At 75.3% G+C, this 16,945-nt stretch carries 18 protein-coding genes; 13 read left to right on the forward strand and 5 right to left on the reverse strand.

Annotated elements, in window-relative coordinates; all coding sequences use genetic code 11:
• The first annotated feature begins 105 nt into the window (after nucleotides 1-105).
• Nucleotides 106-1,059 (forward strand): HpcH/HpaI aldolase/citrate lyase family protein, encoded by a 954-nt coding sequence (locus ACJTNH_RS15615; RefSeq protein WP_458177219.1) that lies wholly within the window; start codon nucleotides 106-108, stop codon nucleotides 1,057-1,059.
• Between the two features lie 9 nt (nucleotides 1,060-1,068).
• Here ACJTNH_RS15615 and ACJTNH_RS15620 read toward each other — a convergent pair whose 3' ends face one another.
• The 4 genes from ACJTNH_RS15620 to ACJTNH_RS15635 form a co-directional block, all read right to left on the reverse strand.
• Nucleotides 1,069-1,536, reverse strand: a complete 468-nt coding sequence (locus ACJTNH_RS15620) for a DUF4190 domain-containing protein (RefSeq protein WP_458177221.1) — start codon at nucleotides 1,534-1,536, stop codon at nucleotides 1,069-1,071.
• A gap of 99 nt (nucleotides 1,537-1,635) precedes the next feature.
• The gene (locus ACJTNH_RS15625) at nucleotides 1,636-2,328 is read right to left on the reverse strand and encodes a hypothetical protein (protein WP_458177223.1); all 693 of its coding nucleotides are present in this window, start codon (nucleotides 2,326-2,328) and stop codon (nucleotides 1,636-1,638) included.
• Nucleotides 2,329-2,443: 115 nt separating this feature from the next.
• Complete coding sequence (locus ACJTNH_RS15630; protein ID WP_458177225.1) at nucleotides 2,444-4,504, reverse strand: glycosyltransferase family 39 protein; 2,061 nt, start codon at nucleotides 4,502-4,504, stop codon at nucleotides 2,444-2,446.
• On the reverse strand, nucleotides 4,501-5,781 hold the full coding sequence (locus ACJTNH_RS15635) for a glycosyltransferase (protein WP_458177227.1): 1,281 nt from the start codon (nucleotides 5,779-5,781) through the stop codon (nucleotides 4,501-4,503). The genes ACJTNH_RS15630 and ACJTNH_RS15635 overlap by 4 nt, the downstream gene beginning before the upstream one ends.
• A gap of 129 nt (nucleotides 5,782-5,910) precedes the next feature.
• Here ACJTNH_RS15635 and ACJTNH_RS15640 point away from each other — a divergent pair, with 129 nt between their 5' ends.
• Nucleotides 5,911-6,849, forward strand: a complete 939-nt coding sequence (locus ACJTNH_RS15640) for an NADP-dependent oxidoreductase (RefSeq protein ID WP_458177229.1) — start codon at nucleotides 5,911-5,913, stop codon at nucleotides 6,847-6,849.
• 19 nt (nucleotides 6,850-6,868) lie between these two features.
• On the forward strand, nucleotides 6,869-7,207 hold the full coding sequence (locus ACJTNH_RS15645) for a hypothetical protein (protein WP_458177231.1): 339 nt from the start codon (nucleotides 6,869-6,871) through the stop codon (nucleotides 7,205-7,207).
• Here the strand turns inward: ACJTNH_RS15645 and ACJTNH_RS15650 are convergent.
• Nucleotides 7,161-7,835, reverse strand: coding sequence for a DNA alkylation repair protein (locus ACJTNH_RS15650; protein WP_458177233.1), 675 nt, complete (start codon nucleotides 7,833-7,835; stop codon nucleotides 7,161-7,163). The two genes, ACJTNH_RS15645 and ACJTNH_RS15650, sit on opposite strands and share 47 nt — an antisense overlap.
• A 100-nt stretch (nucleotides 7,836-7,935) precedes the next feature.
• Between ACJTNH_RS15650 and ACJTNH_RS15655 the strand changes: the two genes are divergently transcribed.
• From ACJTNH_RS15655 to ACJTNH_RS15700, 10 genes are all read left to right on the forward strand, one after another.
• Nucleotides 7,936-9,474 carry an acetolactate synthase large subunit gene (locus ACJTNH_RS15655; protein WP_458177235.1) on the forward strand — a complete coding sequence of 513 codons (1,539 nt, stop codon included), beginning with the start codon at nucleotides 7,936-7,938 and terminating at the stop codon, nucleotides 9,472-9,474.
• A 129-nt stretch (nucleotides 9,475-9,603) separates the two neighbouring features.
• Entirely contained in the window at nucleotides 9,604-10,161 is a 558-nt protein-coding gene (locus ACJTNH_RS15660) for a hypothetical protein (protein WP_458177237.1), read from the forward strand.
• Nucleotides 10,162-10,316: 155 nt separating this feature from the next.
• Nucleotides 10,317-10,715 carry a hypothetical protein gene (locus ACJTNH_RS15665; protein WP_458177239.1) on the forward strand — a complete coding sequence of 133 codons (399 nt, stop codon included), beginning with the start codon at nucleotides 10,317-10,319 and terminating at the stop codon, nucleotides 10,713-10,715.
• Between the two features lie 143 nt (nucleotides 10,716-10,858).
• Nucleotides 10,859-12,097 (forward strand): CpaF family protein, encoded by a 1,239-nt coding sequence (locus ACJTNH_RS15670; RefSeq protein ID WP_458177241.1) that lies wholly within the window; start codon nucleotides 10,859-10,861, stop codon nucleotides 12,095-12,097.
• The gene (locus tag ACJTNH_RS15675; RefSeq protein ID WP_458177243.1) at nucleotides 12,094-12,957 is read left to right on the forward strand and encodes a type II secretion system F family protein; all 864 of its coding nucleotides are present in this window, start codon (nucleotides 12,094-12,096) and stop codon (nucleotides 12,955-12,957) included. Before ACJTNH_RS15670 ends, ACJTNH_RS15675 begins: the two co-directional genes overlap by 4 nt.
• A 37-nt stretch (nucleotides 12,958-12,994) precedes the next feature.
• Nucleotides 12,995-13,936 carry a type II secretion system F family protein gene (locus ACJTNH_RS15680; protein ID WP_458177245.1) on the forward strand — a complete coding sequence of 314 codons (942 nt, stop codon included), beginning with the start codon at nucleotides 12,995-12,997 and terminating at the stop codon, nucleotides 13,934-13,936.
• A 28-nt stretch (nucleotides 13,937-13,964) separates the two neighbouring features.
• The gene (locus tag ACJTNH_RS15685) at nucleotides 13,965-14,171 is read left to right on the forward strand and encodes a hypothetical protein (protein WP_458177247.1); all 207 of its coding nucleotides are present in this window, start codon (nucleotides 13,965-13,967) and stop codon (nucleotides 14,169-14,171) included.
• The gene (locus ACJTNH_RS15690) at nucleotides 14,168-14,578 is read left to right on the forward strand and encodes a TadE/TadG family type IV pilus assembly protein (protein WP_458177249.1); all 411 of its coding nucleotides are present in this window, start codon (nucleotides 14,168-14,170) and stop codon (nucleotides 14,576-14,578) included. The genes ACJTNH_RS15685 and ACJTNH_RS15690 overlap by 4 nt, the downstream gene beginning before the upstream one ends.
• Complete coding sequence (locus ACJTNH_RS15695; protein WP_458177251.1) at nucleotides 14,575-15,039, forward strand: hypothetical protein; 465 nt, start codon at nucleotides 14,575-14,577, stop codon at nucleotides 15,037-15,039. Before ACJTNH_RS15690 ends, ACJTNH_RS15695 begins: the two co-directional genes overlap by 4 nt.
• 273 nt (nucleotides 15,040-15,312) lie before the next feature.
• The gene (locus tag ACJTNH_RS15700; RefSeq protein ID WP_458177253.1) at nucleotides 15,313-16,932 is read left to right on the forward strand and encodes an ABC-F family ATP-binding cassette domain-containing protein; all 1,620 of its coding nucleotides are present in this window, start codon (nucleotides 15,313-15,315) and stop codon (nucleotides 16,930-16,932) included.
• Nucleotides 16,933-16,945: the final 13 nt, after the last annotated feature.

Below are 16,945 nucleotides of genomic sequence, written 5' to 3' on the forward strand. Positions count from 1 at the left end.
GACCACCCCGCCCACGCCACCCGCACGCTCGCGGCGGGCCCCTGCGCGGTGGCCGACCGCTGGTTACTGTCCGGTAACCGAGTCGCCGAGAAGAGAGAGGGCACCGTGGCCGAGCTCCGATCCCGTCGTTCCAACCTCGCCGTCCCGGGCAGCAACCCCCGGTTCCTGGAGAAGGCCAAGGGCCTGCCCGCGGACCAGGTGTTCCTGGACCTGGAGGACGCCTGCGCGCCGCTGGCCAAGCCCGGCGCCCGCAAGAACATCGTCGCCGCGCTGAACGAGGGCGGGTGGGGCGGCAAGATCCGCACCGTCCGGGTCAACGACTGGACGACGGAGTGGACCTACCGCGACGTGGTCGAGGTGGTCGAGGGCGCCGGCGCGGAGCTCGACTGCCTGATGCTGCCCAAGGTCGCCGACGCCGGGCAGGTGCAGGCGCTGGACCTGCTGCTCACCCAGATCGAGAAGGCCAACGGCCTGCCGGTCGGCCGGATCGGCATCGAGGCGCAGATCGAGACCGCACAGGGCCTGATCAACGTCAACGACATCGCGTTCGCCAGCGAGCGGATCGAGACGATCATCTTCGGCCCGGCCGACTTCATGGCCAGCATCAACATGAAGTCGCTGGTGGTCGGCGCGCTGCACCCGGACTACCCGGGCGACCCCTTCCACCACATCCTGATGACGATCCTGATGGCCGCCCGCGCCCGCGGGGTGCAGGCGATCGACGGGCCCTTCCTGCAGGTGCGCGACGTCGACGCCTTCCGCGAGGTCGCCAAGCGCTCGGCGGTGCTCGGGTTCGACGGCAAGTGGGTGCTGCACCCGGGCCAGATCGACGCGGCCAACGAGGTCTACGCGCCGTCGCAGTCCGACTACGACCACGCCGAGCTGATCCTGGACGCCTACGACTGGGCGACGTCGGAGGCGGGTGGGAAGAAGGGCTCGGCGATGCTCGGTGACGAGATGATCGACGAGGCCAGCCGCAAGATGGCGCTGGTCATCGCCGGCAAGGGCCGGGCGGCCGGGATGGCCCGGACGTCGGCGTTCACCCCGCCGGAGGGCTGACCCGCCGGATCAGCCGCCGAGGGTGCCGTTGCTGATCGACACCAGCGCGATGGTCCAGAACAGCACGAAGGCGACGATCATCGCCACGGCCACCCCGCCGATGACGATCGCGGCCAGCGCCAGGCCGGCGCCCTCCTCGCCGGTGCGGCGGATCTGCTGGCGCGCGAGCACGCCGAGCACCAGCGCCAGCGGCGGGAACAGGAAGATCGAGATGACCGCGGCGATGGCCAGCCCGTTGGTCGGCCGGCGGCCCGCGCCGTAGAAGGGCTGGGCGCCATAGCCGGGCTGGGCGCCATAGCCGGGCTGGGTGCCGTAGCCGGGCTGGGTGCCGTACCCCGGCGGGGGGCCGTAGCCCGGGGGTGGGCCGTACCCGGGCTGGGCGTACCCGGTGGCGGGCGGAGGCGTTCCCGGGCTGGACGCCGAGTGCTGGGTGTCGCTCCAGGGTGCGTCGCCGCGGTAGAAGTCGTCCTGGCTCACGTCGTCCCCTCGTCGCTGCTCCGCGCCGTCGCCCCGCGCCACACCGTCCGGGACCGCACCGTCCGGGAGCACACCGCCCGGGCCGGGACAGTGTGCCGGTCAGGCACCGATCGCCCCGGCAGGCAGCGCCGCCAGCCGCGTGGCGATCGCGCGGCCGGCGGCGGCGGTGGTGGCCGGGTCCTCACCGATCAGCACCGACAGCACCTGGCCACGGGCCTGGGCGAGCACCACCTGGGTGGTGCCGTCGGCGAGCTCGTACTGGAAGACGACGCTGGTGGCGGCCAGGCCCTCGGCGCTGGGGGCGGGCTGGAAGGTGTACTGGTCCTCCGGGCAGCGGCCGAAGGCCTGCACCAGCTCCTGCACAGCGGCGCCCGCCGCGGCCGGCGAGTCGTAGGCGATCGCCTCCGACGACAGCTGCGGGGTGCCGCTGCTGTCCAGCCCGACGACCGGCTGCTTCGACGTCCGGTGCTGCTCGGAGGTGAAGGTCTGCCCGCAGATGCCGGTCAGGCTCGGGTTCGCCGTGAGGTCGGCGTCGGCGGGCAGCGGGTTGGCCTGCACCGACCACCCGGCCGGCAGGTCGGTGGCGCGGAGGGCGACGGCGACGGCGGCCTGGGCCGGGTCCTGCACCGCGGCCGGGTCGGCCATGGCTGCAGCGGCGGCTGCGTCACTCGCGGCGGTCGGCTCCGCGGTACCCGGGCGGACCGCGTCGGCCGGCTCCTCCGACGAGCCGCAGCCGGCCAGGACCAGCGCGCCGGTGGCCAGCGCGGCGATGAGGAGACGGCGGGAGGTCACCGCTGCGACGGTAACCCCGACCTGGCGCACCCGGCGGTGAGCCCGGTGACCCGCTTCCCGGCACAGTTGAGCCCTGCCCCCTCCTGGGGGCACGGCTCAACTGTCGGCGGGGCGATCAGTCGGCGGCGCCGCTGAGGTCGTACATCGTCACCCCGTCGATCGTCTGGGCGGTGAAGTTCTCCGCCACCCAGGCGGCGATCTCGGCGGCGGCGTTGCTGCCGCTGTCGCTGCTCATCCCCATGCCACCGCCGATGAACCAGTGCACCTGGCCGTCGGCGACGTGGGCCTGGAACTGCTCCAGCGTGGGCGAGGGGTCGCTGCCGTTGAAGCCGCCGATCGCCATCACCGGCTCCTCGCTGGCCAGCTGGTAGCCGGCGGCGTTGTTCGAACCGACGGCCGCAGCGACCCAGGTGTAGCTGGCGGCGTCGGTCAGCAGCGCCTCCACCACCTCGTCGCTGGCGTCGGCCGCCTCGAGCAGGCCGCCCATGCCGCCACCGCCCGTCCCGCCACCGGCACCGCCGTCGCCCATCCGGCCGCCGGTCGTGCCGCCGGTGGTCCCACCGGGCGGGGTGCCCGGCTGGCCACCGGAGCCATTGGCCGGCGGGGTGCCCCGCTGGCCCGCTCCCGGGAAGCCGCCACCGCCCCCGCCCGGGCCGCCACCGCCGAAGCCCGAGCTGCCGCTCACCGTCGGGCCGGCCGAGGGGATCGAGCCGGTGTGCGCCGTCCCGGCGGTCTGCACGGCGTAGGCGGCCGGGCCGCCGAGCGCAGCCAGGACGCCCACGGCCAGCACCGTCGCCGCCACCAGCCGGCCGCCGACGTGCACCACCAGCAGACCGAGCGCGGCGAGCAGGCCGCCGATCAGCACGCCCCAGCGCAGCCAGGGCAGGAAGTCCGCCGACCGGCCGAGCAGCACGAACGACCAGACCCCGGTGCCGGCCAGGGCGAGGGCCAGCACGGTCCGCGCCCAGACGGCCGCCCGGCGCTGCCAGAGCAGCCCGCCACCGATGCCGACCAGGGCGGCGATCGCCGGGGCCAGGGCGACGGTGTAGTAGGCGTGGAAGATGCCGGCCATGAAGCTGAAGGTGGCTCCGGTGACCAGCAGCCAGCTGCCCCAGGTGATCAGCGCCGCCCGGCGTGGGTCGGTGCGCGGCGCCCGGCCCACGGCCACCAGGCCGGCGACCAGCAGGGCGAGCGCCGCCGGCAGCAGCCAGGCGACCTGACCGCCGATCTCGGAGTCGACCAGCCGGCCGATGCCCGTCTCGCCCCAGTTGCCCCCACCACCGCCCACGCTGCCGGTCTCGTTCCCGGTGAGCCGGCCCAGGCCGTTGTAGCCCCAGATCAGCTCCCAGGCGGAGTCGGTCTGCGAGCCACCGATGTAGGGCCGCCACGACTCCGGCACCAGCTCGACGACCGCGACCCACCAGCCGCCGGCGACGACCATCGCCGCCCCGGCGGCCAGCACGTGCCCGAACCGCTTGGCCAGGGTGGTCGGCGCGGCGATCAGGTACACCAGCGCGAAGCCGGGGACGACGAGCATCGCCTGCAGCGTCTTGGTCAGGAAGGCGAAGCCGATCAGCACCCCGACGCCGACCATCCAGCGCAGGCTGGCCCGCTCCAGCGCCCGGGTGGTGGCGTAGGCGGCCAGCGTCATCAGCAGCACGAGCAGCGCGTCGGGGTTGTCGAAGCGGAACATCAGCACTGCCACCGGGGTCAGCGCCATGGCCGCACCGGCGAGCAGGCCGGCGCCGGGGCCGACGACCCGGCGCACCGCCAGGTACACCACCCCGACGGTGGCCACGCCCATCAGCGCCTGCGGCACCAGCAGCGACCACGAGTTCAGCCCGAACACCCGGACGGCGAGCTCCATGACCCACAGCGAGGCCGGCGGCTTGTCGACGGTGATCGAGTTCGCCGCGTCGGAGGAGCCGTAGAAGAAGGCCACCCAGCTCTCCGACCCCGCCTGCACCGCGGCGGCGTAGAAGGCGTTGGCCCAGCCGGAGGCGGCGAGGTCCCACAGGTACAGCAGGCCGGTGGCGGCCAGCAGCCCGAGCAGCGCCGGGCGCACCCAGCCCGGGTCGTCGTCCCGGCCGCGCACCAGCCGGCGGGCGCGCGAGGCGCGGGCGGGCTCGGGCGCCGGCGCGGCCGGGGGAGTGGGGGAGTCGAGGACGGTGCTCATCGGACGGTCTCCATCGCCGGGACGGCGGGCTCGGGGGTGGGGGCGGTGGCCGGGTGGGTGCGGAAGACCCAGCCGCGCAGCAGCAGGAAGCGCAGCAGGGTGGCCACTGCGTTGGCGGCGACCAGCAGCAGCACCTCGGTGCCGCGGGCCGGGCTGGGGGTGACCGCGTGCAGGGCGGCGAGGGTGCCGCTGGTCAGCGCCAGCCCGAGACCGAGGACGACGAGGCCCTGCAGCTGGGCGCGGCCGGCGCCGGGGCCGCCGCGGATGCCGAAGGTGATCCGCCGGTTGGCCGCGGTGTTCGCGACCGAGGTGACCAGCAGCGCGACCAGGTTCGCCGGCTGGGGGCCCACGACCGTGCGCAGCAGCACGAACAGCACGAGGTGGGCCAGCGTGGAGAGCACGCCGATGGTGGCGAACCGGACCAGCTGGCCGAACAGCCCGGCCGGCACCCCGGGCACCGGGTCGGCGAGCGGTCCGGGCAGGGGGCCGCGCCCCAGCTGGGCGCGCAGTTCGGCGACCGGCAGGCGGCCGGTGGTGAGGGCGCGGAGCATCCGGGCGATCCCAGCGAGGTCGGCCTTCGCGGTGGCCACGATGTCGACCCGGCTGTCCGGGTCGTCGACCCAGTCGACGGGCACCTCGTGGATCCGCAGCCCGCTGCGCTCGGCGAGCACCAGCAGCTCGGTGTCGAAGAACCAGCCGGTGTCCTCCACCAGCGGCAGCAGCCGGGCGGCGACCTCGGCGCGGATCGCCTTGAAGCCGCACTGCGCATCCGACAGCCGGGTGGCCAGGGTGCCGCGCAGCAGCAGGTTGTAGCCGCGGGAGACGAGCTCGCGCTTGGCGCCGCGCACCACCCGGGACGACGCCGCCAGCCGGGTGCCGATGGCCAGGTCGGAGTGCCCGCTGATCAGCGGGGCGACCAGCGGCAGCAGCGCAGCGAGGTCGGTGGACAGGTCGACGTCCATGTAGACCAGCACCGGTGCGTCCGAGCCGAGCCAGGCGGTGCGCAGCGCGCGGCCCCGGCCGGGGTCGGGCAGCACGAGCACCTCGATGCCGGGCAGCTCGGCGGCGACCCGGCGGGCCACGGCGACCGTGCCGTCGGTGCTGGCGTTCTCCGCGACCGTGATCCGGAACGGGTAGGGGAGCTGGGTGCTCAGGTGGTGGTGCAGCCGGCGCAGGCACGGCTCGAGGTCGGCCTCCTCGTCGTGCACGGGGACGACGACGTCGATGACCGGGTGCAGTGGGACGGGCTCGGCGGCGCCCAGGGGGAGCGATGGCATGCAGTGACCGTCGGGTCACTGGCTGGCGGCGAGCACAGCCGTGGCCAGGCGCCTGCTGTGAGTGCCCGGTGGCGGTCGACACGTCCCGAGCGGGTGTGGGTGACGTCGACGCCGGGGTAGCCGGTCGGCATGAGAGCAGTCGGAGTGACGGAGTTCGGTGGGCCCGAGGCCCTGCACCTGGTCGACGTCCCGGCCGAGCCGCTGGGCCCGGGCCAGGTGCGGGTGCGGGTGAGCGCGGCGACGGTCAACCCGACCGACACCTACTCCCGCAACGGCACCTACGCCCAGCGCGACCCGGTCAAGGAGTTCCCCTACGTGCCCGGGATGGACGTCGCCGGGGTGCTGGCCGAGATCGGTGAGGGCGTCGAGCTCGGCGTCGACGTCGGCGAGCACGTGATGGGCGTCGTCGTCCCGACCGGTGCGCACGGCGGCTACCGGGAGGACGTCGTCCTGCCGGCGGCGTCGGTGGCCCGGGTGCCGGCCGGGGCGAGCGACGTCGCGGCGTCGACGCTGCCGATGAACGGGCTCACCGCCCGGATGGCGCTGGACGCGATGGCGCTGACGCCGGGCCAGGTGCTCGCGGTGACCGGTGCGGCCGGGGCGTTCGGTGGCTACGTCGTCCAGCTGGCCAAGGCCGAGGGGCTCACCGTGGTCGCCGACGCCAAGGAGGAGGACGAGCAGCTGGTGCGCGGCCTGGGCGCCGACGTCGTCGTCCGGCGCGGGGACGGCGTGGCCGACCGGATCCGCGAGCAGTTCCCCGACGGGGTCGACGGGCTGGCCGACGGCGCGGTGCAGGACGCCGCCGTGCTGCCCGCGGTCAAGGACGGCGGTGCGGTGGCCACCGTGCGCGGGTACCGCGGCGACGGGCAGCGCGACCTGCGGGTGTTCCCGGTGATGGTGCGCGACTACAGCGAGGAGCCCGGCAAGCTCGACGGGCTGCGGGAGCAGGTGGAGGCGGGCGTGCTGACCCTGCGGGTGGCGCAGACCTTCCCGGCCGCGGACGCCGCGGAGGCGCACCGCCGGCTGGAGGCCGGTGGCGTGCGCGGGCGGCTGGTCCTCACCTTCTGAGCGCGGTACGAACTCACCCATGAGCAGACGCCGGCGGCGGAGCCGCTCGCTGTGGTCGCGGGCCTCGCTGTGGTCGATCGGGTCGACCGGGTCGGTGCTCTCGATCGGCAGCGCCGGGTCGGTGCTGTCGGTCGGCAGCATCGGCTCGTTCGGCTCGGTGCTGAGCGTGGGGTCGAGCAGCTCGATCGGCTCGGCCGGGTCGTGGCTGTCGATCGGCTCGGTGCTGTCGGGGCGGTCGCTGTGGTCGGTGCTGTCCTGGGACTCGCGGCGCGGGGTCCGCTCGGCCGGGGACTGTTCGTGCTGCGCCGACCTCACCGGTCCAGGTGCTTGGCCGCCTCCCGACGGGAGAGCGGGCTGAGCTCGTGCCCGGCCAGGAAGCGGCGCACCCAGGCGGGGTCGGTCTTGGCCAGGTCGCGCAGCGCCCAGCCGATCGCCTTGCGGACGAAGAACTCCGGGTCACCGGCGTTGACCTCGATGACCTCGGTGAGCAGCACGGTGTCGGTGGCGGCCTTCGCGCCGAGCTGGGCGGTGATCGCGCTGCGCCGCAGCCAGCGGTCGGTGCTGCGCGCCCAGCCCTGCAGCACCGGCCGCAGCTGCCCGGGGGAGGCGAGCAGGAGGTCGCGGACCCGGGGCTGGACGCCGTCGACCAGGTCCCACCAGGCGCCGGTGGTGATCATCTCCTCGTGCAGCGGCAGCAACGGCAGCGCCCCGCGGGCCATCGGCAGCCCGGTGAGCGCGATGGCCGCGTGCCGCTCCTCGCGGGCGGTCGCCTCCTGCCAGAGCGTGCGCGCCGCCTGCTCGAGGTCGGTGAGCGTCGCCGGTGGGTGCGCGGCCGCGGCGTCGCGCACGTGCCGGCGCACGTCGGGCAGCCGCACCCCGAGGCAGTGTTCGTCCGTCTTCAGGTAGGCCTGCATGCCGCGGCCACGCTCGGGGTCGGCGTCGGCGCGCAGCGCGCCCCGGACGGCGGTCACCAGCCCGGGCACCATGCCGGGCATCCTGCCGCAGCCGGATCGCCGTGCGGGAGTGCCCGTGCCAGGCTGCCGGGGGAGGCCGCTCACCGGTGAGCGGTGCGACGACGGAGGCCACGTGAACGGCGCGCAGTCAGTGATCCGCACCCTGGTCGGCGGCGGGGTGGACGTCTGCTTCGCCAACCCCGGCACCTCGGAGATGCACTTCGTGGCGGCCCTCGACGAGGTGCCGGAGATGCGCGCCGTGCTGACCCTGTTCGAGGGCGTCGCCACCGGCGCGGCCGACGGCTACGCCCGGATGGCCGGCCGCCCGGCGGCCACCCTGCTGCACCTGGGGCCCGGGCTGGGCAACGGCATCGCCAACCTGCACAACGCCCGCCGGGCGCGGACGCCGATGGTGAACGTGGTCGGTGACCACGCGCTGACCCACAAGCGGCTGGACGCGCCGCTGGAGTCCGACATCGACGCGCTGGCCGGCACCGTCTCCGGCTGGGTGCGCCGCTCGCTGGCCACCAGCGACGTGGGCGCCGACACCGCCGACGCGATCGCCGCGGCCGCGCGGGGGCAGGTCGCCACGCTGGTGCTGCCCGCCGACGTCTCGTGGAGCGACGGCGGTGTGCAGGCCGCCGTCCCGGCCCGGCGTCCCGCGCCGCAGGTGCCGGCCGCCGTCGTCGAGGAGGTGGCCGGGGTGCTCGGCGACTCGACGGTGCTGTTCCTCGGCGGCGACGCGGTGCTCGAGCCCGGGCTGCGGGCCGCTGCCCAGGTCGCGGCCGGCACCGGTACCCGGCTGCTGTCCCAGCGGTCGCCCGCGCGGATGCAGCGCGGGGCGGGCCTGCCCGACGTGCTCAAGCTGCCCTATCCGCCCGCGGGCGCCCGCAAGCAGCTGGACGGCGTGCGGCACCTCGTGCTGGTCGGTGCCGTCGAGCCCGTGGCGTTCTTCGGCTACCCCGGCATGGACGGGCGCCTGGTGCCCGAGGGCTGCACCGTGCACGTGCTGGCCGCCCCGGGGGAGGACGGCACCGCGGCGCTGCAGGCGCTGGCCGAGCTGGCCGCGCCGGGCGCGTCGCCGCAGCTCGCCGAGGCCTGCCGCCCCGAGCTGCCCACCGGCGAACTGGACACCAGGGCCCTGGCCGAGGTGGTCGGGGCGCTGCTGCCCGAGCGGGCGATCGTCGTCGACGAGGCGCTGACGAGCGGCTACTACCTGCCGGGGGCGACGGTCGGAGCGCCGGCGCACGACTGGCTGACCCTCACCGGCGGCGCGATCGGGCAGGGGATGCCGGTGGCCACCGGCGCGGCCGTCGCCTGCCCGGACCGGCCGGTCGTCTCGCTGCAGGCCGACGGCAGCGCGATGTACACGATCCAGGCGCTGTGGACCCAGGCCCGCGAGCAGCTCGACGTCACCACGGTCATCTGCGACAACAGCGCCTACGCGATCCTCGCCGGGGAACTGGAGGCCGTCGGGGCGGCCGGCGGGGGAGAGCGGGCCGGCAGGCTGCTGGACCTGGGCGGGCCGGCGCTGGACTTCGTCGCGCTGGCGACCGGGATGGGCGTGCCGGCCACCCGGGCCACCACCGCCGAGGAGCTGGCCGACCAGTTCCGCGCCGCGCTGGCCGAGCCCGGCCCGCACCTGATCGACGCGGTACTGCCCCGCAGCTGAGCTGCTCGGTGCAGTTGCTGTAACCACTCGTTGCAGCGGCTGTGCCGACCGCCGGCCGCTGGTCGTGCCGCGACGTTTCCCCTTGATCAACGCCGGGCACCTCCCGTCCACCAATCGAGGAGGATCCCCGTGGACACCTGGCTGATCGTCGTCATCGTCGTGGCCGTGCTGGCGCTCATCGCCCTGGCCATCGTCAAGCGCGGCGGCGCGAGCAAGGAGCGCAAGCGCGAGCAGGCGCGCGACCACCTGCAGGAGGCCCAGGTGCTCTCCGCGCGGGCGGAGAAGGACCAGGCGCTCGCCGACGAGCAGGCCGCCCGGGCCCGACGGGAGCGCGCCGAGGTCGAGGAGCGCACCGCGCTGGCCGAGCGGGAGGCGCGGGAGCGCGCCGCGCAGGCGCAGCAGGAGCGGTCGCAGGCCGCCGAGCTGAAGGCCAGGGCGGAGAAGCTGGCACCGGGGCTGGCGCAGTCCGACGGCCGGCACGCCCGCCAGGACCCTGAGGACCGGCGCGACGTCCGGCACGACGAGGTCCGGCACGACGAGGTCCGCCAGGACGTCCGGCACGGCGACGTCCGGCAGGACGAGGGTCACGCGACCGCGCGCCATGACGAGGCGGTGCGGCACGACGGGACCGTGGGCCAGGACGGGGCCGTGCGTCACGACGGGGCCAACGGCGCGACCCGCGCCTGACCGCTCCGCCCTCGACGGGCCGCCTCCCCGATGCGGGGAGGCGGCCCGTTCTGCGTCCGGCCTCCCTCGTCGGGGTGAAGTGACGAACCGCCGGATCGTTAGCAATCGAATGCGGGCAGTCATCAGTCAAGCGTTCAACCAACCAAGGAGTCGTGATGGCCGCTCGTCTCGCCCGCACCGCCCTCGCCGCCGCCGTCCTCGCCGGGACCTTCGGGCTCAGCGCGTGCGGGTCGTCCGGCACCGACGTCTCCCCGGCGGCGGCCCAGCAGGCGCGCAACGACCACGCCCACGACCTCGCCGCCGCGCAGCGCGCCACGCTGGTGCCGGTCGCCACCCGGCTGGAGCTCCTCGAGCGGGAGAAGCAGCGGGCCCTGCTGGCCGGCGCGGCCGTCACCGACGTCGAGCAGCGGATCGGGGCGCACCGCGACCTCGCCGAGTCGATCGCCGCCGCCCCGTCGGCGGAGACGGTCCGGGGGCTGGTCGACGAGGCCGGTCTGGAGCTCGCCCCGGCCCTCGACGACTCGGCCGTGCCCACCGCCGTCACCGCCGACTGACCCCGCCGGTGGGCCCGGTCGCCTGATCGGGTGAACCACCGGGTGAGAGGGTCACGCTTCGTCCACAGGGCGCCCCGCGAGACCGCTCCGTCCGCTTACAGTCGCTGGACTCAATCGTCCGATGGCTGGTCAGCGGGGGTGTCGTGCCGGCTCCGAGCAGTGCTGTCGACCTCGTCGACGGCGAGGTCCGCGAGCTCATCCGCAGGCAGGGGCTCGACCCGTTCACCGACCCGGCGCCGGTGCGGCTGCTGGTCCGCGACGTCGTCGCCGACTACGCCGAGCGGGCGCTGTCCTCGGCGCTGCCGCCGGTCGGTGACCCGGAGGGCGTGGCCCGCGACGTGCTCGACCGGGTGGCCGGGTACGGGCCGCTGCAGCGGTGGCTGGACGACCCCGAGGTCGAGGAGATCTGGGTCAACGAGCCCGGCCGGGTGTTCGTCGCCCGCCGCGGCCGCAGCGAGCTGACCACCACGATCCTCGGTGCGGGGCAGCTGGCCGACCTGGTCGAGCGGATGCTGCGCAGCTCCGGTCGACGGATCGACATGTCGACCCCGTTCGTCGACGCGATGCTGCCCGACGGCTCACGGCTGCACGTGGTGATCCCCGACGTCACCCGCCGGCACATGGCGGTCAACATCCGCAAGTTCGTGCTGCAGGCCCACTCCCTCGACGAGCTCGTCGCGCTGGGCACCCTCACCTCGCAGGTCGCCCGCTTCCTGGAGGCGTCGGTCGCGGCGGGGCTCAACATCCTGGTCTCCGGGGGCACCCAGGCCGGCAAGACGACGATGCTCAACTGCCTCTGCGCGGCCGTGCCGGCGCGCGAGCGGGTGGTCACCTGCGAAGAGGTCTTCGAGCTGCGGGTGCCGCTGCCCGATGTGGTGGCGATGCAGACCCGCCAGCCCAACCTGGAGGGCGCCGGGGAGATCCCGCTTCGCCGGTTGGTCAAGGAGGCGCTGCGGATGCGCCCCTCCCGCCTGGTGGTCGGGGAGGTGCGCCAGGAGGAGTGCCTCGACCTGCTCATCGCGCTCAACAGCGGCCTGCCCGGCATGTGCACGCTGCACGCCAACAGCGCCCGCGAGGCAGTGGTGAAGATGTGCACCCTGCCGCTGCTCGCCGGCGAGAACATCGGCCACGCGTTCGTCGTGCCGACCGTCGCCTCGTCCGTCGACCTCGTCGTCCACGTGGGCACCGAGCCCAGTGGGCAGCGCCGGCTGCGCGAGGTCGTCGCCCTGCCCGGTCGCACCGAGGGCAGCGTGGTCGAGACCGCCGACGTCTTCACCACCCGCGACGGCCGGCTCGTCCGCGCCGACGGCCACCCGCCGCACCCCGAGCGCTACGCGGCCCACGGGTTCGACCTCGCGGAGCTGCTCGGGGACCGGCCGTGACGATCTCCGGCGGGCTGCTCGGGCTGGCGCTCGGGGTCGGCCTGCTGCTGATCTGGCGCAGCGGCAGCCGGGCACCCGCGCAGCGGGTGGCCGCCCGCCGGGCCGGACGGCGGCAGCAGCTGCTGGCCGCCGCCGGGCTGAACGGGATCAACCCCGCCCAGCTGCTCGCGCTGCAGGTCGGCCTGGGGGTGGCCGTCACCCTCCTCGTGCTCGTGACCACCCGCACGGTGACCATCAGCCTGGCGTTCGGCGTCTTCGGCGCGGCCGTGCCGTACCTGCTCGTGCGTCGGCTGGCCGGGAAGCGACGGGCCGACCTGCGCGATGTGTGGCCGGAGGTGGTCGACAACCTCGCCTCGGCGGTCCGGGCCGGGCTGTCGCTGCCCGAGGCTCTGTCGGCCCTGGCCGTCCGCGGCCCGGAGGTGCTGCGCGGCTCGTTCGCGCGGTTCGCTGCCGACCACCGGTCCAGCGGCCGGTTCAGCGATGCGCTCGACCGGCTCAAGGACGACCTGGCCGACCCGGTGGGCGACCGGATCGTGGAGACGCTGCGGGTGGCCCGGGAGGTCGGCGGCAGCGACCTCGGCCGGGTGCTGCGCACGCTCGCCGCGTTCCTGCGTGAGGACGCGCGGGCCCGGGCGGAGCTGGAGACCCGGCAGGGCTGGGTGGTCCAGGCGGCCCGCCTGGCGGTCGGTGCGCCCTGGGTCGTGCTGCTCCTGCTCGCCACCCAGCAGCAGACCCTCACCGCCTACGACTCCCCGGTGGGCAGCGCCCTGCTGCTGGGTGGCGGTGCGGTGTGCGTCGTCGCCTACCGGCTGATGCTGCGGATCGGCCGGCTGCCGCAGGACGTGCGGGTGCTGCAGTGAGCGGCCCCCGGGCGTCGCGGGAACGCGGGGAGACCGCGTGAGCGCCGGGCTGGTCGGCATGCTGTTGGGGCTGGTCGCCGCCACCGGCGTCCTGCTGGCCGTCAGCTTCGCCCCGCCGTTCCGGCAGGTGCGGCTGGTCGACCGGCTGGCCCCCTACGTGCACGACAGTCCCGCGCCGTCCCGGCTGCTCGGCACGATCACCCAGCCGGGGATGCTCACCGCCGCGCGGCGGGTGTTCGGCCCGGTGCTCGCCGACGGCGCCCGGTTCGTCGACCGGGTGCTGGGCGGCCGGGTCGCCGTCCGCCGGCGGCTGGACGCCCTCGGGGGCGAGACCACCGTGGAGGACTTCCGGATCGAGCAGGTCGTGTGGGGCGGGCTCGGTCTGCTCGGCGGCGCCGTGCTGACCGGCGTCGGCTCCGCGTTCGCCGGCTCGGTCAACCTGCTGTCGGCGGTGCTGCTCTGCGTGGCCGGGCTGGTCGGCGGGGTGCTCGGCCGCGACTGGTGGCTGACCCAGCAGGTGCAGCGCCGCGAGGAGCTGCTGCTGGCCGAGTTCCCGGTGGTCGCCGAGCTGCTCGCGCTGGCGGTCACGGCGGGGGAGAGCCCGACCGCGGCGATCGGGCGGGTCACCCGGCTCTCCGGCGGCGAACTGGCCCGGGAGCTGCGGTCGACCCTGGACCGGGCCCGGGCCGGGATGCCCCTGGTCGAGGCGCTGCAGCAGCTCGCCGACCGCACCTCCCTGGAGGCCCTGGCCCGTTTCGTCGACGGCCTCATCGTGGCCATCGAGCGCGGCACGCCGCTGGCCGAGGTGCTGCGCGCCCAGGCCGCCGACGTCCGGGAGGCCGGCAAGCGCCGGCTGCTGGAGGCCGGTGGGCGCAAGGAGATCGCCATGATGGTGCCGGTCGTCTTCCTGGTGCTGCCGGTCACCGTCGTGTTCGCCCTCTTCCCGGGGCTGATCAGCATCGTCTCGCTGGCGCAGTGACGCCGGTGACCAACAGGAAGGACGACGGATGCGCGTCTACGCGTACCTGATGACCGCGCTCGCCGCGCTGACCGACCGGCTGGACGGCGAGGACCCCGAGCGGGGCGACGTCCCCGGCTGGGTGATGATCACGGTGATGACGGCGGCCCTCGTGCTGGCCATCCTCATCCCGTTCCGGACGGCGATCGTCTCGGCCGTGCAGACGGCGCTGAGCTCGGTGACCACCGCGCAGTGAACCCGGCCGCCACGCACGCCGCCGACCGGGAGCGGGGCAGCGCCGTCGTCGACTTCGTGCTGGTCGGCGTGCTCGTGGTGGGCCTGCTGCTGGCGGTGCTGCAGGTCGCGGTCTACGTGCACGTGCGCAACGTGGTCGTCGCCAGCGCCCAGCAGGGCGCCCGGTACGCGGCCAACGCCGGGGTGCCCGCGGAGGCCGGCGCGCCGCGCACGTTGGAGATCGTCGGGCGGGCGACCTCGGCCGGGACGGCGGCCGGGTTGGCGTGCGAGTCGGGGCAGGAGGTCGACGAGTCCGGGCTGACGCTGGTCGTCGTCCGGTGTGCCGGGTCGGTGCCCAGCCTGTTCGCCCCGCTGGGCGACCTGCTGCCGCTGTCGGCGACCGGGCGGTCGGTCGAGGAGGCGCCGTGAGGTGGCTGCGCGCGCGGCTGGGCAGTGGGGCCGAGCGCGGATCGGCGATCGTGGAGTTCGTCTTCATCGCGCTGGTGGTGTTCCTGCCGCTGGTCTACATCGTGGCCGGCTTCTCCGCGGTGCAGCGCGGGGTGTTCGCGGCCAACGCGGCGGCGCGGGAGGCCGGCCGGGCGCTGGGCACCGCACCGGACCTGGTCACCGGGCAGGCGCGGGCGGAGGCGGCGGTGGCGCTGGCGGTGGAGGACCAGTCGGTGGCGGCGACCGACGTCGTCCTGGCCTACGCACCGGCCGGCTCGGGCTGCGACGTGGCCGGGAGCTGGACACCGTCGCTGACACCGGGGGAGGAGTTCTCCGTCTGTGTGACGGTGACCGTGCGCATCCCGCTGCTGCCGGAGTTCATCGACGCCAACACCGCCACCGGCCAGTTCCTCGTCGAGCGCGACCGCTACGTCGACGGCTGAACCCGCCGTCGAGCGCTGAGCGTCGGCGGCCCGACGGCCGGTGCACGACGGCGGGCGCGGAAACCGGTCGCGCGGATCCGTGACCCGGGCGTACGGTCCGCGGCGAACGTCCCCGAGCCAGGAGCGAGCGACATGGGCGGCAGCGACGACATCTGCGGGTGAACCCCGCCCGATGTGCCCGGCCGGCGCGCGAGCAGCGCAGCCGCCGTGGCCTCCGTCGTCCTCGTCCACCGCCGGGCCGCCCCGTGCGCCCGCGTCCTCCAGGGGTCCCCTGTGCCCGATGCCTCCGTCGTCTGTTCCGCCCTGTCCTTCGCCTGGCCCGACGGCACGCCGGTCCTCGTTGGGCTCTCCTGTTCGTTCGGGCCCGGCCGCACCGGCCTGGTGGCGCCCAACGGCGTCGGCAAGAGCACGCTGCTCCGGCTGATCGCCGGCGAGCTCCGCCCGACCGCCGGCGGCGTCACCGTCGAGGGGCTGCTCGGGCACCTCCCGCAGACCCTGCCGCTGTCCGGTGGGCTCACGGTCGCCGAGGCGCTCGGGGTCGCCCCGGTGCTGCACGCGCTGGCGGCCATCGAGTCCGGTGACGCCGCCGACGAGCACTTCGCCACCGTCGGCACCGACTGGGACGTCGAGGAACGCACCCGCGCCCAGCTCGACCGGCTCGGCCTCGGTGCGGTGACCCTGGACCGGCGGCTCGGCACCCTCAGCGGCGGGCAGGTGGTCACCCTCGGCCTGGCCGCACAGCTGCTCAGGCGTCCCGACGTCCTGCTGCTCGACGAGCCGACCAACAACCTGGACGGCGACGCGCGCCGCACCCTGTACGCCGCGCTCGACGACGTCGCCGGCTGCCTGCTGGTGGTCAGCCACGACCGCGCACTGCTCGACCGGATGGACCGCATCGCCGAGCTCGACCGCGGCGAGCTGCGCACCTACGGCGGCGGGTTCACCGACTACGAGATCGCCGTCCGCGCCGAGCAGGAGGCGGTGGAGCGCGACGTGCGCACCGCCGAGCAGCAGGTGAGACGGGAGAAGCGCGAACGGCAGCTGGCCCGCGAGCGGGCGCAGAAGAGGTCGGGCAACGCCGCCCGCACCGTCGCCGACGCCGGGCTGCCGAAGATCCTCATCGGGAAGATGAAGCGCACCGCCCAGGAGTCGGCGGGCAAGGCCGACGACGTGCACGCCGCCCGCCTGGACGGCGCCCGCACCCGGCTGGCGGAGGCCGAGCGTGCGCTGCGCGACGACCAGGCGATCGCCCTCGAGCTGCCGGGCACCGCGGTGCCGGCCGGGCGCACCGTGTTCGCCGGCGAGGGGTTGCAGGTCCGGGGCCTCTTCGCCGGCAACGGCCTCGACCTCGTCGTCCGCGGACCGGAGCGGATCGCGCTGACCGGCCCGAACGGCGCCGGCAAGTCCTCGCTGCTGCAGCTGATCACCGGGGACCTCGCGCCGGACGCCGGCGGCGTCCGGCGGGCCGAGGGCCGGACCGCGTACCTCTCCCAGCGGCTGGACCTGCTCGACCCCGACCGCACCGTGGCCGAGGCCCTCGCCGACGCCGCGCCTGGCCTGCCGACCGCGCAGCGGTTGACCCTGCTGGCCCGGTACCTGTTCCGCGGCGCCCGGGCGCACCTGCCGGTGCGGGCGCTGTCGGGAGGCGAGCGGCTGCGGGCGACGCTGGCCTGCGTGCTGCACGCCGAGCCGGCACCGCAGCTGCTGCTGCTCGACGAGCCGACCAACAACCTCGACCTGGTCAGCGTCGCCCAGCTGGTCGGCGCGCTGACCGCCTACCGCGGCGCCTTCGTGGTGGTGAGCCACGACGAGCGCTTCCTCGCCGACCTGCAGATCACCCGCCGGCTGCACCTGTCAGCCGGCCACCTCCGGGAGGTCGCCGCGCCAAGCTGACCGGACGCCGGTG

It is taken from the genome of Modestobacter lacusdianchii, assembly GCF_054177765.1.

Bases quoted from the DNA above. Each gene is read 5' to 3' on its own strand.
- ACJTNH_RS15630 (WP_458177225.1), bottom strand. From the start codon at position 4,504: ATGAGCACCGTCCTCGACTCCCCCACTCCCCCGGCCGCGCCGGCGCCC.
- ACJTNH_RS15635 (WP_458177227.1), bottom strand. From the start codon at position 5,781: ATGCCATCGCTCCCCCTGGGCGCCGCCGAGCCCGTCCCACTGCACCCG.
- ACJTNH_RS15640 (WP_458177229.1), top strand. From the start codon at position 5,911: ATGAGAGCAGTCGGAGTGACGGAGTTCGGTGGGCCCGAGGCCCTGCAC.
- ACJTNH_RS15645 (WP_458177231.1), top strand. From the start codon at position 6,869: ATGAGCAGACGCCGGCGGCGGAGCCGCTCGCTGTGGTCGCGGGCCTCG.
- ACJTNH_RS15650 (WP_458177233.1), bottom strand. From the start codon at position 7,835: ATGGTGCCCGGGCTGGTGACCGCCGTCCGGGGCGCGCTGCGCGCCGAC.
- ACJTNH_RS15665 (WP_458177239.1), top strand. From the start codon at position 10,317: ATGGCCGCTCGTCTCGCCCGCACCGCCCTCGCCGCCGCCGTCCTCGCC.
- ACJTNH_RS15685 (WP_458177247.1), top strand. From the start codon at position 13,965: ATGCGCGTCTACGCGTACCTGATGACCGCGCTCGCCGCGCTGACCGAC.